Genomic DNA, 26946 nt, shown 5'->3' on the forward strand with positions numbered 1-26946 from the left:
GCAGTTTAGCTTCATTAAGTTGGGGAAAACAACAGTTGAAGATGTTGATTGAGGTTGATAATTGCGGTATCGTTATGCCATAATTAATTAAACGATTGGTGAGTATTGGGTTTCATTCTCTCCACCCACGAGATCGACAACAACACTAAAAGGTAAGATCATGGATTTAGAAAAAGATAATCAAGAACAAAGTATGATAGAGATCATCCAGTCTAGTGAATTAAACAGTATTTATTTCAACGCGTTTGGTATTGGAGTATCTAGAAATGATATTTTAATCTTGTTAAAACGCAATGGAAAACCAGAAGCGGTACTTAATGCTTCTCATATTACGGCAAAATCACTTGTAAACTCTCTAGCTCAAGCTTTGAAAGAATTTGAAGATGACACAAACCAAAAAATACCAACTTCAGATGAAATTGAAAAATTAATGGAGGAGGAAGATGAAAATAACTCCTAGTAATCCAAAGTACCAAGAGTACCCCAGTCCCTCTCTTTTTGTAGAAGAACAAAAATTTTTTATAGAGGAAAAAAATCCTTTTGGATTTCGTTTCAGTGAAAACAAAGAAAACAAAATTATCGAGACAACCAACAACTTAACAAACAGAATTGAAGAACATAAACCAGAAAAGCGGGGAGTACAAAAAAAGAAATCAATTAGCATAGATGAAATAAATCAATTATCTACCTTTGATGAGATAGTGAAATATGGTATGAATGCTATTAAATTGAAAGGTGATTATCTTTTTAACCGCATTTATGAATTAAAAGAATTGTGTGATGAGGAAGAAGACTGTGATCTTTCTCTCGAATCCCTAAAATCAATGTTTTTATTTATTGGAACAATTAGAAATATTTCTAAACCTAGTAGTATCACAGTAAGTGAAAGTGGTCTTTTTCATTTGGAATGGGAAAAAGATAGAAACAATTCAATAACTATGAGGTTCAAAAAAGATTACTTTTTGGACTATGTTATCTTTAGACCAAGTTCGCATACAAGTAAACGAATTATTTTGAATGGTTCGATGAATACTATGGATTTCATTGATTACCTTAATAATTTAAATATAAAAATACATAAGTAGGTTGGCGTTGAAAATTGTCGTTATGGCAAGGCAAAAGGCAAGAGTGAAGAGGGTTTGGGCGATTTTACGTTTCTTTACACAGTTTGGTTTTATTGTGTTCACCTACTTAGACAAATATAAATAAACATGAAAGAAATAGAAAATGGTAATGTTAGCCGCTATTGCAGACCGATTGATTTAGAAGATGGAATAGTAAAAAGTCATGCTTTTGCAAAACGAACAGAACGTAACGAAAAATATTTGTCTGTCTATTTACTTGAATTTTTTCAAAAAGAAACTGAACTAGAAAATATTTTAGAAGTTAAAGCATACATGGCAAAAAATTACAATCTCAAACCTAATGGTTGTTTTGCGGTTGTTAATATACAACAATCTAAACAATATATTCTGGAAGAAATATCATCACAAATTTACTATCGAGAAGAAAAATTGCCTCATTGTGGTATTTTTCATGATGCTGATGATCTTTTAATTTCTAAGTTACTTTCTGAGTGCGTTCAGAAGAATTATCTTATTAAAGATATAACTGACTAAAAAAATGGTAATTAGAGTATTTACATATTTAAAATTCAGCCGTCAGCTATCAGCAAGAATTGAATTTATATAGCGTTTCCCAGTCTAATGAGGTACAAAATTATCTGTGTTCATCTGCGTTTATCTGCGTTTGATTCTGACTTCTTGTACCTCACTTGCATAGGAATTACTATAAGCATTCTGAATATTATTTACTGATGTCAGTCTCCCTACTTGAAAACCCCTAAAATCCGGTTTCAGCTGAATGCTGACCACTGATAGCTGAATGCTTACGTCTTGAACAGCTACTTATGCTTAGGTTGAAAATTCGGCAGTTCTACAGATGCTAAAGATTTGCGTCCCTTGGGTGGTCGTCGTGGATAAATCAATGGTGAAGGCGACTTATTGTCAGATTTATTATTAGATGTATGATCATCCAATAAATCCGGCAAAATATCGTTAGTGGGTAAATTTGATGCTGTTGCTGGGGAATTGTCTAACCAATAATCTTCCATTTCCTCAGTATGGATCTGATGGCTGCGGAAATGAGAAACCACTGGTAATTCCTGTACTAGTGATATGGTAAAATCTTCCTTTCCCGAATTTTCAGTATTAGGATAAGGATCAATTTCCATCTGCAAATCCTGTTGAATGATGATTTCTGGTTGTGGATGATTTTCTGAATTAGATACTAAAGCCTCTAAAATAGATGTGTCACCTTGATGAATATTTGCATCTGTCCCTGTTCCCTGGTCTGTTTCTTCAGATAATGGTGTAATAAAAAAGCGATGAATTATCCCTTCCAGTTGTTGGTCTAGAGATAATAGTTCAGAATCATCTCCAGTTGTTGAGGGCATAGTTGCTTCATTAACCTGTATAAGATCAGAAATGACTGGTTCTGGATGATGGGTATAGTTTTCCGAAGTTGTCACTGTAGACTTAACCCAAGAACTATTGACAGACTCATTCACAGAATCTGTTTCCCCTGTCCAAGGTCGAATAGGTTGAGCGTTGGGAAACAAAGACCGGGCTTTTCTGGAGAATCGGGTTTGTTTGTGGATGACATCATGGGGATGATGGATATGATCCTCCAGGTTCTCATGGCTAGGAATGGGAGTATCTAGACATTTTTCCAAAGCCGATTTAAACTGCATGGTCTGTCGTTGTTGACGCATTAGTCTAGCCCGCAACTCACGACAGGTATTTTCCGAGTGTAATAGCTGCTGGGACTCTTGACTGTAGTTAGCTTGCAGAAGCGAACATTCTCTTTCCAAATGTGCTAACCGCTGTTGGCTAATTTGCAAATTAGCTTTATAATTTTCAATACAAATTTCTTGTTGTTGAACTGTTTGGACAGATGTTTCTAACTGCTGATACAGGGAATGAATTTGTTCTTGACCAACGGAAAGTTCTTGATTTTGTTGGATAAACATAGATTCGGTAACAGTAGACCGAGTTTTGTGCCAATGCAAAATCTTTTCTGCTTCAGCTAATTCGGTTTTTAACTGCTCGACCTGGGCATATAGATGATTATTAGCTGTAGTTAATTCTGTATTTAACTTCAGTAATTGCTGAAATTCTAAGTTGATCTGTGCTTGTTGATCAATATTAGGTTCTGCAATCCAGTCTTGTTGGTTGCTGTCTTCCAATTTTTCCATAACTACGGTTTCACATTGACAATCTGTAGTTGGCCGATAGCGTGGCGTTAGCTTGATTAGAGGTAAATTTGTCACGGTCATATTGTTATGATTCACAAATACGTAGCCGTTATCAGTTATTTACACAAAGAAAAATTGACTCTTGATATTCGACAATTGTTAATTATCAGTTGGCAATTGTCAATTACTTAAGGTAGCCAATGGGGATGAAAGCCCACTAATGGCAGTTGTTCTGGTTTAATATCTATGTTGATATTATCAGGGATGGGTAGCAAAGGCATTAACCAAAGACTACTACTAGCAATGGGTTCGCCGTCATCTGTTTTTAAAGTGTTAGCGGGTAGTTGGGCTGTGTTGTTGGTCACGGGAACTACTTGGTCAAATAAGAAGCCTAAACCGTCGGGGGCTAAATGGGTTTGCACATTGCGTTGAGCAGCGGGTAAGAGTAGCAATGGTTTTTGTACTCCTGTTTTTAGGTTAATGGATACCAAGTAAGGCTGTTCTATGTATTGTTCTTTAGAAACCAGTTGTGTAACTAAGCAGTAAAGGTTAGGGGAGGCTGGGTCAAACTGACAGCTAAGAATTGAGCCTGTTGTTTTTAATAGTTGTTTTTGTACGCCTTGGTTGGTGACTAAAAACAAATCTCTTGTATAGTCGGTGTTAAATTTGACCATTGCTGCCTGTGAACCGTCTTTAGAGAAGGCTTGTACTAAGCCAAATTGAGGCAGAAAATCCAGGGGTTTACTGCTGTTACCTTCTAAGGATACAATTGCTGTTCCCTGTCCTTGAGAAACGGCTACGGCTTTGCTGTCGGGTGTAATCAGAAAATCTCCACCTGGTTGTCCTTGTAATCGTTTGGGGGTGGGTTTTTCGCCGGAATTGTCATTTTGGGTAGATAAGTACCAGAGGGCAAAGTCACCGGGATTATCTCGTTTACCTCTTTGAATAACGATCATTTGTCCATCTGCGGAGAGGTCAAATTTGAGGTTTTGATATTCTTTGTTATCTAAAATTAGGTCAACTTTACCTGGGGCTGCTGTTTCTTGACCAATTTGATTAGGTATGCCTGTGGTTACTGTATAAAGTTGGGCGGAGAGGAGGTCGGGATTTTTGGCGGAACGGGCGGAGAAGAGGATTTTTTCACCATTGGGGAATGGCTCAAAATCCATAACAATTAAGTCTTTGGGAGTAAGGACTTTTTTTTGTTCTTGGGTTAAATTATAAAGTACCAACTGCCCTTGGATTTCTGGCGCAGAGCCAATATAAAGGATGGCGCGATTGCGGGTGGTGAAGTTCCCTGTAAAGGGCTGCATGACGCGGTTTTTCCCTTCGGCTTGAGAGTATTTATCTTTGCCTTGTTCTAATTTGACTTGGTACGTTGTTCCGTAGGGGGCTGGGGTGAGGAGGGTATAGACCATTCTTCTGCCTGTCCAACTAATTTTCCCGGCTAGGGGTGGATCTATTTTTAAGTTCTCCTCAATGCTTTTGAAGTCCATTGGCCGACTAAAGGTGAGGGAGAAGGAGAGATCCTCAGCGCCGATTTGTTGGTTTTCCCAGGTAAAGTTGCGGACGCTAGGTTTGACTACATCGCCTTTCCAGATGATCAATCCGATGAGCATACTCAGGAGGAGCATGACTGCGATCGCAATTCCGTCTAATGGTTGTATAAGTTTATAGGATTTGCTCATCTAACGATTTTGGATTTTGGATTTTAGATTTTAGATTGATGATCCTGACTAATAACTGTAAGGGTTTTGAGGTTGGGGAATTTTTTTAATAGAGTTGGCTTTGATTGTTAATTGACGTTTTTCGGCGACTGTTTGTGTGGTCATTTGTCCTTCTATTTCTAACCATGTATCAGGCGGATACTGTTGCCGTGTTCCAGATATTTGGACTGGTAATCCCACGGGATAAGCATCTGCGGCACAACAACTGAGAACAAATCTGGCTAAAAATATATATTCCTCACTGACGTTAGGTTGATGAATCACAAATCCCTGAACTTTTGCCTTTTGCCCTGTGTATGCGTCCGGTTCAGGATAGACATTCAGTGTGCGTACCCAGTCTACAAGCGATCGCTCTTCTGGGCGAACTGTAGCCCGAAATGCTTGAGGTTGAGCGCGACTAGCACCTGTTGATTCAGTGACACCCCGATCTAGGGCTGTTTGACTAGCAAAGACACGGGGTGTAATCATTAACCCTAAAATTGCCGTTGTTAGTAGTAAAAAACTGCCCCAACCAGGGGGAAATAAGTTAATATGCCCAGGATTAGATATTTGGGGACGGTGACGGTTTTTCCACAGTTGCAATCCCTTAGAGAAACCAATGATTAATAAAGCTATTCCAGCTACAACTACTAACCAAAAAAAGTCCGGGTGGATTAATAAGTAGAGTTTGCCTGTTAGCCAATATTTCAACATGAGAATACCCCAAGCTGTAATGGCTAATACATCTAGCCAAGGGATGAGTTTATTTGGGGCTTTAGTTTGGGAATTCAGCATTTTTGGGTGTCACAGATGATAGAGGCAGGGGGCAGGGAGTAGATGAACAGAAATTATTGACTACCTTTTTCTTAATCTTCAGTTACTATATTCTCACTTTCCCCAAGTTTAAACCCTATACCTCACACCCCACATTTCCGAGGTAAAGGAGAAAATTCTGATGAAAATGGGACTGAATCTCAATTAGATGACGTGCAGATTCAGAAATAAGGTGAATAAGAGCGTCAATTGTCCAGCTAAGAAAAATAGATAGATCAGGGCTTTTGGCTTAAAAATTGATAGCATCAAACCAATACCTTTAATATCAATCATCGGTCCAAATACTAAAAATGCTAACAATGACCCGCTAGTAAAAGTGGAAGCAAAAGATAGGGCAAAGAAGGCATCAACTGTAGAGCATATTGATACAACTGCTGCTAATACTAGCATGGCTAAAATTGAGCTAATTGGCCCAGCCCCAAGACTAAGAATCAAGTCACGGGGGGCTAAAACTTGGGTAGCGGCAGCGATCGCACTTCCTAATACCATGACTCCGCCTAATTCCCGGAGTTCTTGGACAATATTATCTAAGAGGGAGCGGAGTTTCTCTGATAAGGGTTTACTGAGGTTAGAAATTGCAGCAACTTCACTGTAATTATTGTCTATGCGTTGTGATGCTCCTGTTCTGCCGCCGAGAATATATGTTCCTGATTGCAATAAATTCGGTGTATTAGTTTGGGGTTGTAATTGAGATTGTTGTCCCCTGCGGTTTGTTTTCGGTGGTGCTGGGGGGTTAAATTTGAGATAACGGGCGATCGCTGGCTGGAGAAAAGGAACTAAATCTGGTTGAAAACTGAAGATAAAACCAATAATAGTCGCAATAGCCAGGGAAAATACCACTCTTAACACTACTATTTCCGGTTGATCACGGAATGCGCTCCAAGTTGACCAAATTACAATGGGGTTAATTGTTGGTGCTGCTAATAAAAAGCCAATTGCTACTGGTGTGGGTACTCCCTGCATCAATAACCGTCGTGCCACTGGCACATTACCACATTCACAAACTGGAAACAAAAAGCCGATCATACTGCCAAATAAAGCCCCCAATAGAGGATTTTTGGGCATTTTCTCCACCAATTTACTTTCATCAACAAATAGTAGTAATAGACTGGATAAGAACACACCCAGCAGTAAAAATGGCATCGCCTCCACTAGTAGACTGAGAAATATTGTAAAACCATTGTTCAGTTGATTCATGGGCGTTGTATTCAACAGCAGTTCTGAGTTTTAGGGTTTTGTTTTGTCATCTTATTTTTGAGTCACCTATACGGGGATCATTGATGAAACTACTAAAAGTCGATCTCATTATAGTCAGGCAATTATAGCAGTCCCCAATAATTTGTGAAAAAATTCTCTGTTTTTTAACTTTTATTTGGTGAATTTACAACTTAGAGACAATAAATACATACACCAGAATTCAGGTAAACTGAGGCGGAGTAAAGGCTTTGTCTTGTATCTTTCCCCCAACTCCCCCAACTCCCCCAACTCCCCCAACTCCCCCAACTCCCCCAACTCCCCTACTCCCCCTACTCCCCCTACTCCCCTACCTCCCCAACTCCCCTGCCTCTTTTTACCGACTGACTCTATAAGCGCTCATGGGTTCTTTGATAAAGCGGATGTAAAGATGCCTAAAGGTAGATTTAATCACACGGGGCATAGCAAAATCTATGGGCATTAACTTTTCCGGTAATTGCCAATCTGTAATTTGTAATAAATCGGGGGATAAATTCGGAAAGTGAATATCACTTAATTCTGGACATATTCCCAATCGTTGTGAAGCTGCAATCGTGGGAACTTGTGCAGGTGCAACTTGGAGAACTTCTAACATTGCTCTATCTAAAGCAAATACATTACTTGATGCTGCTAAAATTTCTAAATTCCGAGGTTCTCCCCCACTTGGTCCATTACCTTCATGACCAATAATTCCATCTAAAATTGTTAAAGTTGGATTAATTGCCCTGGCAGTTTCTACTAACATTTCTCCAAATTTGTCAGCATCTTTGCCAGATTCCATGTGCCACCAAGCTTTCATTTTCCCAGGAACACAGCCAAAGAGATTTTTTACTCCTAAAGTTAGAGTTAATTGCATATGAGATTTCACTTTAGGAAGATTAATAATCACATCTGCTTCCATTGCTTCTTTAGATAAAAGCAAGTGATTAAAATTATCGTTTACCGTTTGATAACGTTTACCATGAAATTCCACAAGTGGTAACTTCAGTTCTTCCAAAATTGGTAATAACCCATTGGCTATAGCCACACCCTTAGCACTACCAAAAGCGGGACTATCTCCTAAAAATGGGTTGCCACCAACGGCAATTACCATTTCGGCAACGGCACGCACTAATTCTGGACGGGTGGTACATTCTTTAGTCGGACGAGAACCGGTGAGTAAGTTGGGTTTGAGTAAAACGCGGTTTCCCGGTTTCACAAAAGCAGCCATACCCCCTAAAGGTTCTAGTAGTGTTTCCAATGATTCTTTTAAAGCTTCCTGTTCGTAGGATTTAGCCCGAATCAGACTCACAGATGGTTTTTGTGTTGACATGGAAAATAATGGCGTTATATTACATTCAGCATTAATACTGTATCAAAAATTAAACTATAGTGGAAAAATTCTTCCTACTTTGACACAGATGAAATCTAGAAAAAAGTTAAAGTAGGAAGTTTTATGAAATACTGATTTTGCTAATATTTATTTTATTTCTCAGGGTAGATGAAACAGCTAAAATCACCCTCGCAATATTTACGCAACCTATTTGAGAAAAGTATCATTTATTGCTGATTTGTTGAATAGACAACGCGGAGACTTTGGACTAAAATGATGAGAGATGCGATCGCCATTAATAACCCCCAAAACCAATAAGGTAAAAATAAATACCTCTGCATTTGTCCTGTATCTGATAGTCCTAGTGGACCCGCAGTATAACTAAATAAATAATCAAGTTGATGATAGGTACTAACACAAGCCTGCACACCTAAAAATTGAATTGCAAACCCTTGTACCCAAAGAGGTGTTTTTAACGCAACTCCCAAGATCATCAAACCTAAAAAGGGAATAGCCACAAAGCCAAACCAAGAACGCACCCAAATCAACGTAGACAGCAGTAAAAATCCCCCTAAAATCTTTAAACTCAAGGAAGTTGTTTTCCAACTCCCAGAAGCGAGAATTAAGGTGGCACCGGCAATAGGTGGACCCATTGGACCCGCAGCCGCTACTAAGCCGATACCAAGGTATCCCCAGGTGTTACTTAAAGTATAATGAGCTACGCCAGAACCGTTACCAAAAATTTCTAGTTTTTGAAATTGTCCCCCCAACATCAAAGCCATCAAACCGTGACCCATTTCATGAAACCAAGTAGCTAAGATAGAAAATGGGTACAAAATATAATTACCTATGGGTATTTGCCACATAATTGCTGTGACTATAGCCGCTGCTACTAACCAGGTTAGCCCCATTTGTTCTACTTCTGTTGGTGTTTCTTGAGTAAATAAAGGTTTAGAATTTGAATTTTTACTGGGTTCTCTCATTAGTGACTCTCCTGCACGTAATTACACCAATTAGCTGAGTATTATTGAATCTAAATAATTAGACAAAAATATTTACAGTCATTGCGAGGGAAGGGAAGCAATCACAACCCTTGGAATTGCTTCATTTCACTTCGTTCCATATAGCTAACGCCACGCTGCGCTAACGCAATGACGTTGTGTAATTAATTGTGTCCCACTACTTATCCTAATTTACTTCAAGAGGAAGTGTTAATTTCCTGAAATTTATTCCCAAGTGGCTGCATTCCGCAACACACTGGGAATTTCACCTTGCGATAAGGGAAACTCTAACATTGTTTCTTTATAACCTAAATACCCAGATTCAGTAAAAGACAAAAGCATTCGTTCCAGTGCAAACCAAACTTCTGATTCATATTCCCAATCATGATAGCGTCTAGCACGTCCAGCAATGGAACGTAAAGCCCAAAAGTAAGAATTTCTAACTACAGAACCGCCTTTTTTAAATTCTGGTACATCTTCATGGTGAATAAATAAAACATTATTTTCAATTCTGGCTCTCATACTCATAAATCAAATATTCTGTAGGGGCGCAGGGACTGCGCCCGTTGAACCCCAGGACTGCGCCCATTCAATAGCAAGAGAGAAGAAAAAGTTCCTTATAATAAACCTTTCATCTCATTGCCAGTGCATAAGTAATTGGACAAAAATATTTACAGTCATTGCGAGGGAAGGGAAGCAATCACAACCCTTGGAATTGCTTCATTTCACTTCGTTCCATATGGCTAACGCCACGCAACGCTAACGCAATAACATTGTGTAATTAATTCTGTCTCACTACTTACCGCTATAGCTGAATGCTTAATTTATTTTCACCTGACTAGCTGCTTTTGTCGCCTTTTCTCTAGCTTCTTGAATATCCCCACCTTTTGCTAAAGCCACACCCATGCGACGATAAGGATGAGCAGTAGGTTTACCAAATAACTTAATATCTACATCTTTTTCAGCTAAAGCTTCAGCTACACCAGTAAAAGTAATAGAATCAGATTTTTCTGAAGCTAAAATTACCGCACTTGCAGAAAATCCCAACTGTTCAATATGGGGAATGGGTAAACCTAAAATAGCTCGCAGATGTAATTCAAATTCATTCAAATTCTGAGAAATTAATGTCACCATCCCTGTATCATGGGGTCTGGGAGACAGTTCTGAAAAAATGACTTCATCTTTAGTAATGAAAAATTCAACCCCAAAAATTCCCGCACCACCTAAAGCATCAGTAACTTTTTTAGCAATTTCTTGAGATGCTAAGATTTTATCTTCAGAAATAGCTGCGGGTTGCCAAGATTCTTGATAATCACCTCTTTCTTGACGGTGGCCAATGGGATCACAAAAAATAGTCGGTGCGTCCCATTGTTTAATCGTTAGTAAAGTAATTTCAATTTCAAAATTAATAAATTCTTCAACAATTAACTTTTGGCTATCACCACGAGAATTAGCAATAGCATAATTCCAAGCTTTTTCTACTTCGCTGCTATCATTAACGACAGATTGACCTTTTCCAGAAGATGACATTACCGGTTTGACAACATTGGGAAAACCAATTTCTTCAGAAATAGTAATTAACTCTTCTAAAGTAACTGCATAACCATATTTAGCAGTTCTAATTCCTAATTCTTGATGTGCTAATTCCCTAATTCTGTCGCGGTTCATGGTGTAATTAGTCGCTGCTGCTGTGGGAATAACTGTAATTCCTCTTTGTTCAAATTCTTGTAATTTTTCGGTTCTAATTGCTTCAATTTCGGGAATAATAAAATCGGGTTGATGTTTATTGACAACCGCTTCTAAATCATCAGCACTTAGCATAGAAATAACTTCTGCACAATCAGCTACCTGCATAGCAGGAGCATCGGCATATCTGTCCACAGCAATGATATAATTTCCTAGACGTTGAGCAGCAATGACAAATTCTTTTCCCAGTTCTCCTGAACCAAGCAGCATTAATTTTTGGGGTAGTTTTAGCTTCTTAATCATAAGTTCGATACCGCAGATGTTGATTTAAATGTTTTATCCTACATTCCGATTTAAATGAGGTCTAATAAGAAAGATTTAACCGCAGATGGAAGAGGATGGACGCAGATAAACGCAGATGAATTTGTGTTTCATTAAATGATTGTATCATTGATTAGATACCTGATTTTTTATTGACAACTAAATATTAATTAATGCTTCTTTAAATTTTGCAGCACTATCAAAATGGATTTGCGGTTTTTCAATTAAGGCTAAATCTATCACTTGAGCTAATTTTTTGGGTATATTTCCATTACGTTGGAGAATGGGTACAGGATCATTTTCTAAGACATCCATAAAAGGATCTTTTGTAAACTTACGGGGAACATATCCTGTTAACATATTATACAAGCAAGCTGCACTCGCCCATACATCTACATCAGGTTGGGAATTTTTAAATTTAAGCACCTGTTGACGAGGAATAAAACCAGGTGTTCCTCCTATCATCTTTGTGAAAGTTTGTCCACTTAACCCAGCTAAATCAAAGGATTTAGCTAAACCATAATCACCGATTTTTGCTGTTAGTTTACCGTTAATATTACAGAGAAAAATATTATGAGGTTTTAAATCACGATGAACTAAACCTTTACCTTTACCAAAGCTACCATTAGCTAATTTGACATAAGGAATTTCTGCATTGTGGGTATATATTAAACCATCTAAAACTTGCAGAATAATTCCTAAAGCCATATCTATATATAATTTTCCTCCAAATTGCTGCATTGCATCATAAACATTTCCACCTTCGTAATATTCCATGACTAAGAAAAACAAGTTTTCCGCATAACCATAATCTAATAATTCCACGACATTGGGATGTTTTAAAGCTTTCATGTTTTCGATTTCCCGAAGAAACATCTGTACATGATTCTCATCTCCAGCAACCGCAGGTAACATCACTTTTAACGCCACAAATTTACCAGTTTGGGAATGTTGGGCTAAATAAACTTCACCAAAACCACCTTTACCGATAGATTTGATTATTTGATAGTTGAGTAATGCTTTTAAATTCCTTTCTCCACCTATCGCTAGTTTAATTAATTTTTGAATGACATCAAAAAGCTTTGTTTTCGCTTTTGGTTCTGGTGTGATAAAACGTGGAGTCTTAATATCAGGATGTTGATTAACTGCTTGTTTTATTTCAGTGGTAATTTTTAAAATAGTATCACCTACAGTAATATGATCACCATGTTGTAAGTCGTATTCAGGAAAGTTTAATTTAGCAGCTTCTTCGGCATTTTGGTGAGATTGTCTACCGCCAATTTTTGTATTATTAATATAAGTCCCATTTAAACTTCCTAAATCTCTAATTCGGATTTCTGGAGGGTTGATATCTAATAAACAATGATAGCGAGAAACCCGTTGATCAAATTGGTCGGGAATTGATAAATAACAATCATCATTTCTGCCAATTAAACAAGTGGTGCGACTGTCGAATATATATTGTTTACCTGATAATTTCCCTGTGGTAATTGTTAGGGTAATGGTAGATTGCATATTGGATATTTTTTATAGAGATATCTTATTTTACATAGTTTAGAGATTTTTGCCGAGGAGGTTGGATAAAAAAACGGTAAAATTATTAAAAATACTCTTGACAAGTTTCCGAGTTTCGGTTATCGTCTAAGTATAGTAGAAATTTGTGCGCCCATATATATAGGGCTTTGTCTTCCCAAGAATATTTTTGTCAGAATCAGGTGGTTATCGAGCGAAGTCGAGATAATATCCAGGATTTGAGAATTTTCGGGATGTTGTTGGATGATTTTTGGTGGGGAGTTGGTTTTTTTTAGGATGTTTTTGAATGATTGTTTTTGAATAATTTAAACCAGCTATAAATTACCATCCTGTTAATCCTTTAATCCTGGTTATCCTGATTCAGACAATATCAATGGTGCGTTGCGTCGCGTAGTTAATTTATGTGTACATTTTATAATCTTTTGGTTATCCTAACGCACCCTACAAGCTATTCATAAACTTTACTTCTATGGGCAATAAAAACAACTGTTACCATTTTTAAATCATCATTAACTTCATAAATAACTCTATAGTCACCTACTCGATAACGATAATAACCTGATAACTCACCTTTGAGAGATTTTATATTAGGATGATTACGAGGATTAATTTTTAAACGATCAAAACATCTGTCTAACTTCCGTTGTAAGATGGCAGAAGCAGATTCAAAAAACTCCCCTGCATCAATACTAATAACAACAGTATAATTAATATTTTCGTTTAAGTTGGTCAACAGTAATCACCTTTCCTTGTTTTACGTTTTCTCTAGCATGATCAAAATTTTCTTTAAATCCTACAATTTCTAATAACTCTTGAGTAGCATCATCTTCTCTTGTTGCTAGATATGCTAAAAAATCAACTGCTACTAGTAATTTTTCAGGTGACAGTTGTTCAACATATTCTTGGATTTGTTCACGAAGTTCTAGTGTATTCATAGATTATTTTGATTATTTACCCAATTTGATCATATCTTATTCTGTAATATTCTGAATCAGGATATCCAGGATTTGAGGATTTTCAGGATGTTGTTGGATGATTTTTGGTGGGAGTTTGAGGTTTTTTTTGTCTGAATCAGGATGTCCAGGATTTGAGGATGTACAGGATGTTATTGGATGATTTTTGGTAGGGAGTTGGTTTTTTTTAGGATGTTTTTGAATGATTATTTTTTAATAATTTAAACCATCTATAAATTACCATCCTGTCAATCCTTTAATCCTGGATATCCTGATTCAGACAAATGCAAATTTCATCACCAACAAACCATCTATAAATTACCATCCTGTAAATCTTTACATCCTGGATATCCTGATTCTGACAAATACAACTTTCATCACCAACAAACCATCTATAAATTACCATCCTGTAAATATTGTGCGGAGGTCTTCACAGGGAAAATTATCAATACTGTTAGTATCTAACCAACCTTCCTTTTCCCGTTTCGCAACAGCTAACATTACCCGTTCTGTTTCCTCGTCTGCTTCTTTCCATTTCCCTTGTGCGAGGTAGTCACGCAGTTTCCTGTAGTCCATTCCGCAGGATGATTTTAGTCCCCCCTCCTCGCTTGCGGGGAGGGGGTTGGGGGGTGGGGTTCTTACCAAACCCAAATTTTCCCGAAACTCCAACACCGTCGGAGTCCGGTTTTCCGGTTCTATTTCCATCCCTGCTAAAATAGCATCATTCACCCTCTGACTAATGCGAGAATTATAATGCTTTGGTGCAGGTAAAGGTTCATCATCATATTTCCGGTTTTGTGCGGGTACGGGACTAAATTCACCCTCTTTGTTGAGTCCATCAGCCGTCAGCAGATAATATAAAGTAGCAGCTAAAGCATAAACATCGGTATGGGGTCCAAAACTCCCTTTGCGACGATATTGTTCAATAGGTGCATAACCTTCTGTTAAGGAGGCTGTCATACTTTTAGTAGCAATACTGCGAGTTAAACCAAAATCAATTAAAACCGCTTCTTGTTTATTTTGACGTAAAAGAATATTTGCAGGTTTAATGTCCCGGTGTAAACTGCCTTTAGCGTGAATATATCCTAAAGCCTGACCAATTTGATCTATATATAATAGTGCTTCGCTTTCGGTAAGTTGTCCCTTTTGTCGAAGATATTGAAATAAAGTTACTCCATCAATATATTCCATTACCACGCCAAAAAGCTGACCTTCTTGAATGACTTCATGGACTTTGAGAATATGCTCATGATCAAAACCTTTAATTGTCAAGGCTTCGTTAATAAACTTAACCTGTTGTTCTGCAAAGTCTTCTCGCAATTGCATTTGCTGATTGAGGGTTTTAATGGCGTGTAATTTCCCCGTGCTGGGTTCTAAGGCTTTATAAGTAGTACCAAAACCGCCGCTACCCAAGGGTTTACCTTGAATGATAAATCTACCGTTATTAATTTGTTGCTCTGGTTGCCAAATAATCATACCTTTGTTAGTAGATACGGTGGAGATTAATTTAAATATATCATTGCGTTGCGTTAGATCCCCGACTTCTTGAAGAAGTCGGGGATCTTGTCTTGGATGTTATAATATCAAGGTTTGAAAGTTCCTGAAGTATGGCGGTTTGAAAACGGAATTTTGCGAATTAATATTTTACAAGATGGTGTTTATGTGGAATCGAAATCTAGTTTAAATTTTTCCTGATTTACCTTTAGTTGAAGTCATTCCTCAATATTTAGAAAAAAGTCGAACTATAGGAAGAAATGCAACATTAAAGGCTTTCAGAAGTTGGGTGAATAGTTGATGATATATCTAGGAATTTTATTTGTCTGAATCAGGATGTCCAGGATTTGAGGATTTTCAGTATGTTTTTGAATGATTGTTTTTAAATAATTTAAACCATCTATAAACTACTATCCTGTTAATCCTTTAATCCTGGTTATCCTGATTCAGACAAATACAACTTTCATCACCAAACAAACCATCTATAAATTACCATCCTGTACATCCTTTAATCCTGGATATTATCTCGACTTCGCTCGATAACCACCTGATTTGTGACAATTAACGCATTCCTAACACATTCTACGCACTCAAACTTACAACATCTATAAAACGTGCAACTGCAAGATTTTTGCGGTTGAGTTTAATTTGTTCAATTTTATGTAATGTTTCTGCTGTCATGTAACTTTCACCGCAATGAGGACAACTAATAATAGGTAGATTTTCAATTATTAGTAATTCTTCTCCTTTCCCATAAGTTCTGGTAATGTTGCGGATATGTACACCTTCGCTATTACAAATGTCGCATTTCATATTTCTGTTACCTGATTTTAAACTGTATATACTGTAATGATAACTAATTTTCCGCTCAGACTGAGTTTAGTGATAATTTCAATTTCTACACCATCGGTGGTTACTCCTCTAATGCGATATTTTGATTCTGCGGTAATTCTGTCTTTTTGACGTTCTATAATTTCACCATTCAGGATACTTTGTTCGATGTCATATATTGTTAAGTTATCATCGTTCATTTCTTCTTCTGCATGAAGTGTCATTACATATTGAAGTGATGTAATTTTTTCTCTTATTCTTTGTAATATTTCATCAAACATGACATGATTTATGTTGGTTTTCAGGATAGGTAATGTATAGTATCACAATCCTGAAAATCCTTTAATCCTGGATATCCTGATTCAGACTTAATATTTTTCTGTAACCCTTAAATGTTACAGTTTACAAGTCTGGACGCGAGAGAAGAACCACCACCACCTTACCCAACCTAACCTACTACCAGGGAGGTGTCCTTCTGGTGCTTTCTTGTCAAAAGTAATATCTTTGTGGTACAACCAGTCGCCTCCTTTTCTCCATCCTACCTTGTCCCCGAACTTCTCCCATATTTCCCTATTATATTCTCTCGTTCCACCAAAACCTTGATAAATTCGTTTCTGCACAGAAAAACCAAACTTACCATCACCGTATTTTACCCACAACTGGTCAATGGTACGAAGGTCTTCACAGGGAAAATTATCAATACTTTTATCATCTAACCAACCTTGTTTTTCTCGCTTCGCAACTGCTAACATTACCCGTGTTGTTTCCGCGTCTGCTTCTTTCCATTTTCCTTGTGCGAGGTAGTCACGCAGTTTGCTGTAGTCCATATTAGATGTTTGTAGAGACGTTCCATGGAACGTCTCTACATTAATGGGTTGTTGAATATCAAAATTAATGGGTTGTTGAACCACCAAACCCAAATTTTCCCGAAACTTCAAAACCGTCGGAGTCCGGTTTTCCGGTTCTATTTCCATCCCTGCTAAAATAGCATCATTTACCCTCTGACTAATGCCAGAATTATAATGCTTTGGTGCAGGTAAAGGTTCATCATCATATTTCCGGTTTTGTGCGGGTACGGGACTAAATTCACCCTCTTTGTTGAGTCCATCAGCCGTCAGCAGATAATATAAAGTAGCAGCTAAAGCGTAAACATCGGTATGAGGTCCAAAACTCCCTTTGCGACGATATTGTTCAATAGGTGCATAACCTTCTGTTAAAGAAGCTGTCATACTTTTAGTAGCAATACTGCGAGTTAAACCAAAATCAATTAAAACTGCTTCTTGTTTATTTTGGCGTAAGAGAATATTTTGAGGTTTAATATCCCGGTGTAAACTTCCTTTAGCGTGAATATATCCTAAAGCCTGACTAATTTGATCTATATATAATAGTGCTTCGCTTTCGGTAAGTTGTCCCTTTTGTCGAAGATATTGAAATAAAGTTACTCCATCAATATATTCCATTACCACGCCAAAAAGCTGACCTGCTTGAATGACTTCATGGACTTTGAGAATATGCTGATGATCAAAACCTTTAATTGTCAAGGCTTCGTTAATAAACTTAACCTGTTGTTCTGCAAAATCCTCTCGCAATTGCATTTGCTGATTGAGAGTTTTAATGGCGTAAATTTACCCGTGTTGGGTTCTAAGGCTTTGTACGTAGTCCCAAAACCACCGCTACCCAAGGGTTTACCTTGAATGATAAATCTACCGTTATTAATTTGTTGCTCTGGTTGCCAAATAATCATACCTTTGTTAGTAGATACGGTGGAGATTAATTTAAATATATCATTGCGTTGCGTTAGATCCCCGACTTCTTGAAGAAGTCGGGGATCTTGTCCTGGATGTTATAATATCAAAATATTTAAATCATAAGGAGTGGCAATGATGTTGTTAGAATTAAAGCGCATTCATGTACCACCAGGACAAAGAGTTATATTAGAAAATGTGACTTGGAAAGAATTAGAAACAATTATTGAAGAATTGGGAGAACATCGTGCCGCGCGAATTGCTTATGATAGGGGAAGATTAGAAATTATGAGTCCTTTACCAGAACATGAAGACGATAAAGAAATTATTAGCGATTTAGTTAAGGCTTTATTAGAAGAATTAAATATTGAGTTTAGATGTCTTGGTTCTACGACCTTTAAAAATCAATTTATGGCACAGGGTATAGAACCTGACCAATGTTTTTATATTAAAAATGAAGCTGTAATTCGGGGTAAAAAAAGATTAGATTTAACAATTGACCCTCCTCCAGATTTAGCTTTGGAAATTGATATTACTTCCCGTACCCATTTGAACATATATCAAGGTTTAAAAGTTCCTGAAGTATGGCGGTTTGAAAACGGAATTTTGCGAATTAATATTTTACAAGATGGTGTTTATGTGGAATCGAAATCTAGTTTAAATTTTCCTGATTTACCTTTAATTGAAGTCATTCCTCAATATTTAGAAAAAAGTCGAACTATAGGAAGAAATGCAACATTAAAGGCTTTCAGAAGTTGGGTGAATAGTTGATGATATATCTAGGAATTTTAATTGTGTGAATCAGGATGTCGAGGATTTGAGGATTTTCAGGATGTTGTTGGATGATTTTTGGTGGGAGTTTGAGTTTTTTTGTCTGAATCAGGATGTCGAGGATTTGAGGATTTTTGGGATGTTGTTGGATGATTTTTGGTGGGAGTTTGAGTTTTTTTGTCTGAATCAGGATGTCCAGGATTTGAGGATTCTCGGGATGTTGTTGGATGATTTTTGGTGGGAGTTTGAGTTTTTTTGTCTGAATGAGGATGTCCAGGATTTGAGGATTTTCAGGATGTTGTTGGATGATTTTTGGTGGGGATTTGGTGATTTTTTGTCTGAATCAGGATGTCCAGGATTTGAGGATTTTCGGGATGTTGTTGGATGATTTTTGGTGGGGATTTGGTGATTTTTTTGTCTGAATGAGGATGTCGAGGATTTGAGGATTTTCGGGATGTTGTTGGATGATTTTTGGTGGGAGTTTGAGGTTTTTTTGTCTGAATGAGGATGTCGAGGATTTGAGGATTTTCAGGATGTTGTTAGATGATTTTTGGTGGGAGTTTGAGGTTTTTAAGGATGTTTTTAAATGATTGTTTTTGAATAATTTAAACCATCTATAAACTAATATCCTGTACATCCTAAAATCTTGGTTATCCTGATTCAGACAAATACAACTTTCATCACCAAACAAACCATCTATAAACTAATATCCTGTACATCCTAAAATCCTGGTTATCCTGATTCAGACAAATACAACTTTCATCACCAACAAACCATCTATAAACTAATATCCTGTACATCCTAAAATCTTGGTTATCCTGATTCAGACAAATACAACTTTCATCACCAACCAACAAACCATCTATAAACCAACATCCTGTACATCCTAAAATCCTGGATATCCTGATTCTGACAATTGAGAGAGAGATTCATATCCCCGACTTATTTAAGAAGTCGGGGATATGAAAGGTTAAGCAACAACTTCTACTGGTTTTGCTTCTGGTAGCAACCGCTTTACACCTTGCTTGACAAAAGCTTCCAAAACAGCCATTTTTTGATTTTGCTGGAATACAGTTTGCAAAACTTGACGCAGTTTGTCGAGATTTAAAGCGCTTGCCGGTTCTAAAGCAATTTCTTGCTGTTCAAAATATGCCACTAAACTTAATCCGGCTACTCTGGTTAGGTAAGCAGCGCTAACTCCTTCTACCATTCCCCCAGCGACAAAGGTAGCAACATTAGTTTTCATAATACCCGTTACAGCCCTAGTGGAAAGTTCCACTAAACCTAATTTCAACATCAAACTTCCCATAGTTACCGCTACTTGTTGCGCTTGTTCTAAGGAAATTTTCTGCTGATATATATTACCTAAATCTATCACCATTTGAGCAGTAATCGCCGCAGTGGCGAGAATATCTAAAGCAGGTACAGGGTTAGCAAATGCCGCTGCTGCTGCAATCCACTGGTATTTTTCTACAAAGGGTGTAGCTTGATCTCTTCTCACACCATTTAAACAATTTTTAGCTTCAGCTTTCAGTAATAATACTCTGCGATTTGTAGTATTACAAACTAGCTGTTCTCTCTGCTGTCCCACAACTTCCCCTATTTGTTGTGTCAACTGCTGGATATCTGGCGTTGGTTGTTCCATCCATTCTTGGAAAGAACCATCTTCTTGATGTTTTCGCACTTTCACCGGTACGGGAGAAGTCGCAGTTCCAACTACATTTGCACCAATGCGCTGCTTTAATGATTGTAAAACTGTAGCGCGTTGATCAGGTTGATATTGATCCTGTTTGTTGAAAACCAGCAAACTTGGTTGTTTTACAGCTTTTAGCTGTTGTAAAACCTGAAATTCTGAATCTGTTAAATCACCGTTTGTCAGAAATAAGACAAAATCAGATTTCTGCATTTCTGATAAGGTAACAACATCGGAGTTTTCACCAACTACCGAAAATAAAGGCGCTGTTTCCGAAAAATGTAAAGACAGTCCCGGAAGGGTTGGGGAAGTTTTTAGAACTTTAATAACTGTACTTTTACCTACGGATTTCCCACCAGTAACGGCAATGAATATTTCCTTTCTATTCAATTCTAAGGGCAATTTAGCCAGTTTTTCGCGGAGAATTGCCAGGTGAGGATGATTGTCCGCTTCTTGAGAAAGCTGATTAATTATTACTTCTGTTTGAGCGATCGCTTGTTCCACAACCGTTCTAGCTGCAACTATATCATTTAGCTGTTCACCTAATTGGGGCTGATTTTTTTTCAATAACCACAAACCCCCACCGACGGCTAAAGCACTCAGGAGTCCGAATTCCCCCACTTGCACTATTGAATCATGCCAACTGTCTAACATCCACAGGGAGAACGATAGTCCTAGTCCTCCCACTAATATTGGTCGCTGTAACTTCACAATTGTGATTCTCCACACGAGGAAAAAGCTTTTACTTCACTTTAGTCGAAAACCTGCTACTCAGATTGCGGTTGGTGAACAAACATCTTTTGATGTTGGAGATTTGCAAGCAGCTAAAATCATGTTTCTGCTATGTATAAACAATACATCAATTTTTCTTGATTAATTTGGACATCTGATGGTAAGGTAAATATTGACATATCAACTTTTTTTGAAATAATAAGTACATAGGATCAAAAGTCTACTCACTAATTATACAGGTGAAATCAGTGAATAAAACAGCAAGCCAATTAGTCTTAACTTTCGGAATACTAGCATTGACAAGCAGTTTTACAAATACGCTTGGTCTTGCCCAAAATATTCAAAAACCAAATGAAGCGACAAAAGTTACTAACTCTGCCACTGACGCACTTATTAAAGTAGATGGTTCTAGTACCGTATATCCCATTACCCAGTCCATAGCTAAAGCATACCAAGCCAACCTAAAAAATAATGGTCAAATACAAGTAAATATTTCTGGTACTAGCGGTGGATTTGAAAAATTTTGTACTCGTAAAATAGATATCAGTAATGCTTCTCGACCAATTAACCAGTCAGAAATGGCAGCTTGCAAGAAAAATGGCGTAAGTTACATGGAATTACCTATAGCTTTTGATGCCGTAACCATTGCTGTTAACCCCCAAAACACTTGGGCAAAAGACATTACAGTAGCCGAATTGAAAAAAATCTGGGAACCTGCGGCTGAAGGAAAAATTACAAAATGGAATCAAGTCCGAGATTCTTGGCCAGACCGCCCAATTAAATTATATGGTCCTGGTGGTAAGTCTGGAACTTATGATTATTTTACCGAAGCAATTGTCGGTAAAGCCAAAGCCAGTCGCAAAGATTACACAGCCAGTGAAAATGATGAAGTTTTAGTTACTGGTGTTAATAAAGACCCTAATGCTTTGGGTTACTTTGGTTATGCCTACTACCAAGAAAACAAAGATAAGTTAAAAGTTTTAGCAGTTAATAGTGGTAAAGGTGCTGTTTTACCATCACCAGAAACAGTAGAAAAAGCCAGATATCAACCACTTTCTCGACCTCTATTCATATATGTCAATCTTCGGTCTAGTAAAAACAAAACTTTGGTGTATAACCTTGCGGATTTCTACATTAAAAATGCGGCAAAAATAGTCAGTTCTGTTGGCTATGTTCCCTTATCAGAGGAAGCTTACAAACTTAATTCTATCCACTTGTATAAAGGCAAAGCCGGAACAGTATTTGGTGGTAAATCGGAGTTTAACCTAAGTCTTGGGCAATTGTTACGCAAACAAAAGCAATTTTAGTAATTAATAAAAATCATGACAATTAAAGTAGGAATTAATGGATTCGGACGCATGGGCAGGTTGTCCGTTCGTGCTGCTTGGGATTGGACAGAAATAGAATTTGTTCACATTAATGAAACCAAAGGTGGAACAGAAGCCGCAGCACATTTACTCAAATTTGATTCTGTACATGGGCGTTGGACACCAGAAGTAGAAGCGGTCAAAAACCAAGTTGTTATTGATGGTAAATCTCTTAGTTTTACTGAATATTCTCAACCGGGTGAAGTTCCTTGGGAAGATTTTGGGGTTGATATAGTTTTGGAATGTTCTGGTAAGTTTAGAACCCCCGCTACCCTTGATCCATATTTTAAAAGAGGTGTGCAGAAGGTAATTGTTGCTGCACCTGTTAAACAAGAGGCTTTAAACATTGTCATGGGGGTAAATGATCACCTCTATCAAGCCGATAAACATCATTTGTTAACAGCAGCTTCTTGTACTACTAATTGTTTAGCCCCAGTCGTAAAAGTAATTCATGAAGGTTTAGGAATTAAACATGGAGTAATTACCACAATTCACGATAATACTAATACTCAAACTATTGTAGATGCACCTCATAAAGATTTGCGTCGGGCTAGGGCTACAAGTATGTCATTAATTCCCACTAGCACAGGTTCAGCCACAGCTATTGGGTTAATTTATCCAGAATTGAATGGTAAATTAAATGGTTTAGCCGTGCGTGTACCTTTGTTAAATGCTTCTCTCACAGATTGTGTATTTGAAGTTGTGCGTCCGACAACAATAGCCGAAGTTAATGATTTATTGAAAACTGCATCTGCACAAGAACCATTAATAGGAATTTTGGGTTATGAAGAACGTCCTTTAGTTTCTATTGATTATAAAGATGATCCTCGTTCTGCAATTATTGATGCCCTTTCGACAATGGTTATCAACGAAACTCAGGTGAAAATCTTGGCTTGGTATGACAATGAATGGGGTTATGTTAACCGCATGACTGAATTAGCGCGAAAGGTGGCTTTAAGTTTGCAGAAATAATGGTTTTCTAGGGGTGGGTTTTCGGTCCTACCCCATAAAGATTTTTGCACGCAGAGGCGCAGAGGCGCAGAGACGGAGAGAGAATTTTAGTTTGTATTTACGATTTTGAACTTTTAATCATGGCTTCTACTACTGCTTCTAATCCTAATTTCAAGAATTATATCCTGGTGACACTGGCATACTGGGGCTTCACTTTGACTGATGGGGCTTTGCGAATGTTGGTTTTGCTCTATTTTAATAAAATTGGTTATACACCTATTCAAATTGCCTCTCTGTTCCTGTTTTACGAGGTATTTGGAATTGTTACAAACTTTCTCGGCGGTTGGATTGGTTCTCAGTTTGGGTTAAAAGTAACTCTTTATACTGGGATTGGATTACAGGTGTTTTCTTTAATTATGCTGTCTTTTCTGAATCCAGGGTGGGCGCAGTGGCTTTCAGTCCTTTATGTGATGGTTGCACAGGCATTTTCGGGAATTGCTAAGGACTTAACGAAGATGAGTTCTAAAAGCGCCATTCGCTTGGTTGTGCCTCAAGATGCTCAATCTTCTTTGTTTAAGTGGGTGGCTGTACTCACAGGTTCTAAGAATGCTTTGAAAGGTGTTGGTTTCTTTCTTGGTAGCGCCCTTCTCAGTTCTGTGGGTTTTATTAATTCCCTATGGATTATGGCTGGGGGACTGGCTTTAATTATGTTTTCTGGGTTAATGCTGCCCAAAGCCATGGGTAAAATCAAGAAAAAGGTCAAATTTAGCCAACTTTTCTCTAAAAGCGCAGAAATAAATGTTCTCTCGGCGGCGCGATTCTTTTTATTTGGATCTAGAGATGTATGGTTTGTTGTGGCTTTACCAGTTTTTTTACGGGGTACATTAGGCTGGTCTTTTTATCAGGTAGGGGGATTTTTAGCTTGTTGGGTGATTGGTTATGGGATTATTCAATTTTTAGCACCAACACTCATGCAGCGGTTTGGTTCTGGTCGTCCACCTCAATCTCAAACTATTCGATTCTGGACATTTACATTAACGGCTGTTCCCGGTGCGATCGCTCTGGCATTACAATTAGGTTTACCCGCTAATATCGTAATTATTGCTGGACTTCTCGTTTTTGGTGTCGTATTTGCTTTCAATTCCGCTGTCCATTCCTATCTGGTTTTAGCATTTACTGATGATGATAAGGTCGCTTTAAATGTGGGTTTTTACTATATGGCAAACTCCGGTGGTCGTCTTGTGGGTACAGTTTTATCCGGTTTGGTTTATCAAATATTTGGCTTAGTTGGTTGTCTGTGGACATCAATGTTTTTCGTATTCGCAGCAGGTTTAGTTTCTCTGAAGTTACCTAATCCTCAACCTAGTAAATCTATAGCTTGGAAAACTGGAGACGGAGAATAATATGTCCCAGTCTAAAGATATGCTATGTAAACAGGTATATCCTACTCTAGTTGGATGACTCCAAAATTTATTTGAGTTTAAATATGGTAGTAGGCAATTGGTGACAGTTTTTGCCTCTTGCCTAAATACTAATTTGTAATAAATACACATTTTATAATGACAAAAATATTTCCGAATTCTTGGAGAAGTCGGGGATCTGATCTAAATTGAGATGAATTAAGTGAAATCTATAACTAAACAACCGACTATAAAACGCCTTTCTTTTCTGGATCGCTTTTTGACATTGTGGATATTTCTGGCAATGGCAACTGGAGTGGGTTTAGGGTATTTTTTCCCCACAGTAGAAGTTTTTATCAATCATTTCCAAGTAGGAACAACTAACATCCCAATTGCTATTGGTTTAATTTTGATGATGTACCCGCCATTGGCAAAGGTAAAATATGAAGAATTAGCAGATGTATTTCGTAATAAAAAAATTCTTGGACTATCATTATCACTAACTTGGATAATTGCCCCAATAGTGATGTTTACGCTTGCCATGCTTTTCTTACGTGATAAACCTGAGTATATGACTGGGTTAATTATGGTGGGAATAGCCCCTTGTATTGCTATGATAATTGTCTGGAGTGAATTAGCTAAGGGAGACACTGAATATACAGCCGGACTGGTTGCTTTTAATAGTATTTTTCAAATTCTCTTTTACAGCGTTTATGCTTGGTTTTTTTTGGCGATTTTACCGCCTTTATTTGGCATACAAGGAACCATTGTAAATATCAGTATTAGGGAAATTGCCAACAGCGTTTTTATCTATTTAGGTATTCCTTTTCTGGCTGGATTTATGACTCGCGTTATTTTAGTGAAAGCTAAAGGTAAGCAGTGGTATCATCAAGAATTTATTCCCAAAATTAGTCCCATTACTCTAATTGCTCTCTTATTTACCATTGTGGTTATGTTTAGTTTAAAGGGTAATTTGATTGTGCAGATTCCTCTAGATGTTGTCCGCATTGCCATTCCCCTAATTATCTATTTCCTATTCATGTTTTTGGGTAGTTTTTACCTAGCATGGAAAATTAAAGCCGACTATGCAAAAGCTGCTAGTGTGGCATTTACCGCTGCTGGTAATAATTTTGAATTAGCAATAGCTGTCGCTATTTCTGTATTCGGAATTAAATCTGGTGTGGCTTTTGCTGCTGTCATTGGACCATTGGTAGAAGTGCCAGTCTTAATTAGTTTAGTCAATGTATCTTTCTGGATTAAGAAACATTTTTTTAGGTTATCTCCACCAGTAGGATTATAATTAAATACGTTTAATCTATTGATTTATTTGAATTTAATGAAAGTTACTGATTTAATTACTTGGTTTGAAGAATGGGCAAATCCTGCTTGGTGCGAAAGCTGGGATAATTGCGGTTGGCAAGTTGAACCCGGTGTTTTGTCTACAGAAGCACGGGTCTTGGTGTGTTTAACTCCGACTTTAGCCGTTATGCAGGAAGCGATCGCTCTCCATGCTAATCTTATATTTGCCCATCACCCCCTCATTTTTCATCCCCCCAAATCTTTCCGCACTGGGGACGCTTTAACAGAAATGGTGCGGTTAGCTTTTGCCCATAACATCGGAATTTACACCGCCCATACTAATTTTGACCAAGTAGCAGATGGAACTGCTGACGTTTTAGCCCAACTGCTTGAACTTCAACAAGTATCACCCATTGTCCCTACTCAATCAGGTTTAGGTTATGGGCGTGTAGGAAATATAAAACCTACTTTGACATTGCAAGAATTAATTAATAATATTCAATCTCAATTAAATCCGCCCCATTTAATTTTTTCGCCAATGGCTGATTTACAACAGCAAATTTCCCGGGTAGCTGTTTTAGGTGGTTCAGGTGCAGGTTATATTTCAGCAGTAGTCAAAACTAATGCTCAGGTTTACCTAACCTCTGACTGCAAATTTCATCAATTCCAAGAAAGTCGTGATCGTGATCTTGTATTAATTGATGCTGGACATTATGCCACAGAACGCCCCGCGTGCGATCGCCTAGTTCAGAAATTTCAAGCTCTTAACTTAGATTGGGTGCAATTGAGTCAGAAAGATGAAGATTTTCGCCAGTTTCTAACCTAGTA

The 26946-nt window shown here is 37.6% G+C and carries 25 protein-coding genes and 1 pseudogene; 10 read left to right on the forward strand and 16 right to left on the reverse strand.

All coding sequences use genetic code 11. The annotated features are described in order from the left end of the window. The first annotated feature begins 160 nt into the window (after nucleotides 1–160). The 3 genes from NG743_RS09365 to NG743_RS09375 all read left to right on the forward strand — a co-directional run bounded on the left by NG743_RS09365 (nucleotide 161) and on the right by NG743_RS09375 (nucleotide 1619). Nucleotides 161–460: a hypothetical protein gene (locus NG743_RS09365; RefSeq protein WP_193963696.1), complete on the forward strand. Its 300-nt coding sequence runs from the start codon at nucleotides 161–163 to the stop codon at nucleotides 458–460. After that, a complete protein-coding gene (locus NG743_RS09370; protein ID WP_027403856.1) occupies nucleotides 444–1085 on the forward strand; it encodes a hypothetical protein in 642 nt (213 codons plus the stop codon). The genes NG743_RS09365 and NG743_RS09370 overlap by 17 nt, the downstream gene beginning before the upstream one ends. Nucleotides 1086–1211: 126 nt before the next feature. After that, nucleotides 1212–1619 carry a hypothetical protein gene (locus NG743_RS09375; protein WP_027403857.1) on the forward strand — a complete coding sequence of 136 codons (408 nt, stop codon included), beginning with the start codon at nucleotides 1212–1214 and terminating at the stop codon, nucleotides 1617–1619. Between the two features lie 284 nt (nucleotides 1620–1903). On the opposite strand, the gene NG743_RS09380 is transcribed toward NG743_RS09375, so the two are convergent. The 15 genes and pseudogenes from NG743_RS09380 to NG743_RS09455 all read right to left on the reverse strand — a co-directional run bounded on the left by NG743_RS09380 (nucleotide 1904) and on the right by NG743_RS09455 (nucleotide 17904). Continuing rightward, the gene (locus NG743_RS09380) at nucleotides 1904–3337 is read right to left on the reverse strand and encodes a synaptonemal complex protein 1 (RefSeq protein WP_051424403.1); all 1434 of its coding nucleotides are present in this window, start codon (nucleotides 3335–3337) and stop codon (nucleotides 1904–1906) included. Nucleotides 3338–3444: 107 nt separating this feature from the next. Then, on the reverse strand, nucleotides 3445–4944 hold the full coding sequence (locus NG743_RS09385) for an Ig-like domain-containing domain (RefSeq protein WP_027403858.1): 1500 nt from the start codon (nucleotides 4942–4944) through the stop codon (nucleotides 3445–3447). A 48-nt stretch (nucleotides 4945–4992) separates the two neighbouring features. Then, nucleotides 4993–5757 (reverse strand): TIGR03943 family putative permease subunit, encoded by a 765-nt coding sequence (locus NG743_RS09390; protein WP_035082704.1) that lies wholly within the window; start codon nucleotides 5755–5757, stop codon nucleotides 4993–4995. 183 nt (nucleotides 5758–5940) lie between these two features. After that, nucleotides 5941–6993 (reverse strand): permease, encoded by a 1053-nt coding sequence (locus tag NG743_RS09395; protein ID WP_027403860.1) that lies wholly within the window; start codon nucleotides 6991–6993, stop codon nucleotides 5941–5943. A 373-nt stretch (nucleotides 6994–7366) separates the two neighbouring features. Continuing rightward, the gene (locus NG743_RS09400; protein ID WP_027403861.1) at nucleotides 7367–8341 is read right to left on the reverse strand and encodes an Npun_F2552 family protein; all 975 of its coding nucleotides are present in this window, start codon (nucleotides 8339–8341) and stop codon (nucleotides 7367–7369) included. A 227-nt stretch (nucleotides 8342–8568) separates the two neighbouring features. Then, nucleotides 8569–9324 (reverse strand): M50 family metallopeptidase, encoded by a 756-nt coding sequence (locus tag NG743_RS09405; protein ID WP_027403862.1) that lies wholly within the window; start codon nucleotides 9322–9324, stop codon nucleotides 8569–8571. Between the two features lie 243 nt (nucleotides 9325–9567). Continuing rightward, nucleotides 9568–9864 (reverse strand): hypothetical protein, encoded by a 297-nt coding sequence (locus NG743_RS09410; protein ID WP_027403863.1) that lies wholly within the window; start codon nucleotides 9862–9864, stop codon nucleotides 9568–9570. Between the two features lie 297 nt (nucleotides 9865–10161). After that, entirely contained in the window at nucleotides 10162–11331 is a 1170-nt protein-coding gene (gene purT / locus NG743_RS09415; RefSeq protein ID WP_193964369.1) for a formate-dependent phosphoribosylglycinamide formyltransferase, read from the reverse strand. A gap of 177 nt (nucleotides 11332–11508) precedes the next feature. Further along, a complete protein-coding gene (locus tag NG743_RS09420; protein WP_257121891.1) occupies nucleotides 11509–12864 on the reverse strand; it encodes a protein kinase domain-containing protein in 1356 nt (451 codons plus the stop codon). 466 nt (nucleotides 12865–13330) lie between these two features. Beyond that, the gene (locus NG743_RS09425) at nucleotides 13331–13615 is read right to left on the reverse strand and encodes a type II toxin-antitoxin system RelE family toxin (protein ID WP_053539305.1); all 285 of its coding nucleotides are present in this window, start codon (nucleotides 13613–13615) and stop codon (nucleotides 13331–13333) included. Further along, the gene (locus tag NG743_RS09430) at nucleotides 13590–13817 is read right to left on the reverse strand and encodes a hypothetical protein (RefSeq protein ID WP_027403866.1); all 228 of its coding nucleotides are present in this window, start codon (nucleotides 13815–13817) and stop codon (nucleotides 13590–13592) included. Before NG743_RS09430 ends, NG743_RS09425 begins: the two co-directional genes overlap by 26 nt. Before the next feature lie 417 nt (nucleotides 13818–14234). Beyond that, nucleotides 14235–15311 carry a serine/threonine-protein kinase gene (locus NG743_RS09435; protein ID WP_306459836.1) on the reverse strand — a complete coding sequence of 359 codons (1077 nt, stop codon included), beginning with the start codon at nucleotides 15309–15311 and terminating at the stop codon, nucleotides 14235–14237. Between the two features lie 600 nt (nucleotides 15312–15911). Then, complete coding sequence (locus tag NG743_RS09445) at nucleotides 15912–16142, reverse strand: type II toxin-antitoxin system MqsA family antitoxin (protein WP_027403867.1); 231 nt, start codon at nucleotides 16140–16142, stop codon at nucleotides 15912–15914. Nucleotides 16143–16159: 17 nt separating this feature from the next. Then, the gene (locus NG743_RS09450) at nucleotides 16160–16384 is read right to left on the reverse strand and encodes a DUF4258 domain-containing protein (RefSeq protein WP_196803142.1); all 225 of its coding nucleotides are present in this window, start codon (nucleotides 16382–16384) and stop codon (nucleotides 16160–16162) included. Nucleotides 16385–16555: 171 nt separating this feature from the next. After that, nucleotides 16556–17904: pseudogene (locus NG743_RS09455) on the reverse strand (GUN4 domain-containing protein). A 139-nt stretch (nucleotides 17905–18043) separates the two neighbouring features. Here NG743_RS09455 and NG743_RS09460 point away from each other — a divergent pair. After that, nucleotides 18044–18676 (forward strand): Uma2 family endonuclease, encoded by a 633-nt coding sequence (locus NG743_RS09460; RefSeq protein WP_027403870.1) that lies wholly within the window; start codon nucleotides 18044–18046, stop codon nucleotides 18674–18676. 25 nt (nucleotides 18677–18701) lie between these two features. After that, nucleotides 18702–19064, forward strand: coding sequence for a hypothetical protein (locus tag NG743_RS09465; protein WP_257121893.1), 363 nt, complete (start codon nucleotides 18702–18704; stop codon nucleotides 19062–19064). 582 nt (nucleotides 19065–19646) lie between these two features. Here NG743_RS09465 and NG743_RS09470 read toward each other — a convergent pair. Next, nucleotides 19647–21080, reverse strand: a complete 1434-nt coding sequence (locus NG743_RS09470; RefSeq protein ID WP_257121894.1) for a slr1306 family protein — start codon at nucleotides 21078–21080, stop codon at nucleotides 19647–19649. A gap of 269 nt (nucleotides 21081–21349) precedes the next feature. Between NG743_RS09470 and NG743_RS09475 the strand changes: the two genes are divergently transcribed. The 5 genes from NG743_RS09475 to NG743_RS09495 all read left to right on the forward strand — a co-directional run bounded on the left by NG743_RS09475 (nucleotide 21350) and on the right by NG743_RS09495 (nucleotide 26944). Continuing rightward, nucleotides 21350–22408, forward strand: coding sequence for a PstS family phosphate ABC transporter substrate-binding protein (locus tag NG743_RS09475; RefSeq protein WP_027403873.1), 1059 nt, complete (start codon nucleotides 21350–21352; stop codon nucleotides 22406–22408). A gap of 15 nt (nucleotides 22409–22423) precedes the next feature. Continuing rightward, entirely contained in the window at nucleotides 22424–23440 is a 1017-nt protein-coding gene (locus NG743_RS09480; RefSeq protein ID WP_027403874.1) for an ArsJ-associated glyceraldehyde-3-phosphate dehydrogenase, read from the forward strand. A 119-nt stretch (nucleotides 23441–23559) separates the two neighbouring features. Next, nucleotides 23560–24822 carry an organoarsenical effux MFS transporter ArsJ gene (gene arsJ / locus NG743_RS09485; protein ID WP_257121895.1) on the forward strand — a complete coding sequence of 421 codons (1263 nt, stop codon included), beginning with the start codon at nucleotides 23560–23562 and terminating at the stop codon, nucleotides 24820–24822. 220 nt (nucleotides 24823–25042) lie between these two features. Then, on the forward strand, nucleotides 25043–26119 hold the full coding sequence (gene arsB, locus NG743_RS09490) for an ACR3 family arsenite efflux transporter (RefSeq protein WP_284081206.1): 1077 nt from the start codon (nucleotides 25043–25045) through the stop codon (nucleotides 26117–26119). Between the two features lie 36 nt (nucleotides 26120–26155). Next, a complete protein-coding gene (locus tag NG743_RS09495; RefSeq protein WP_257121896.1) occupies nucleotides 26156–26944 on the forward strand; it encodes a Nif3-like dinuclear metal center hexameric protein in 789 nt (262 codons plus the stop codon). Nucleotides 26945–26946: the final 2 nt, after the last annotated feature.

Source organism: Dolichospermum heterosporum TAC447 (assembly GCF_024584745.1).
GTDB lineage: Bacteria > Cyanobacteriota > Cyanobacteriia > Cyanobacteriales > Nostocaceae > Dolichospermum > Dolichospermum heterosporum.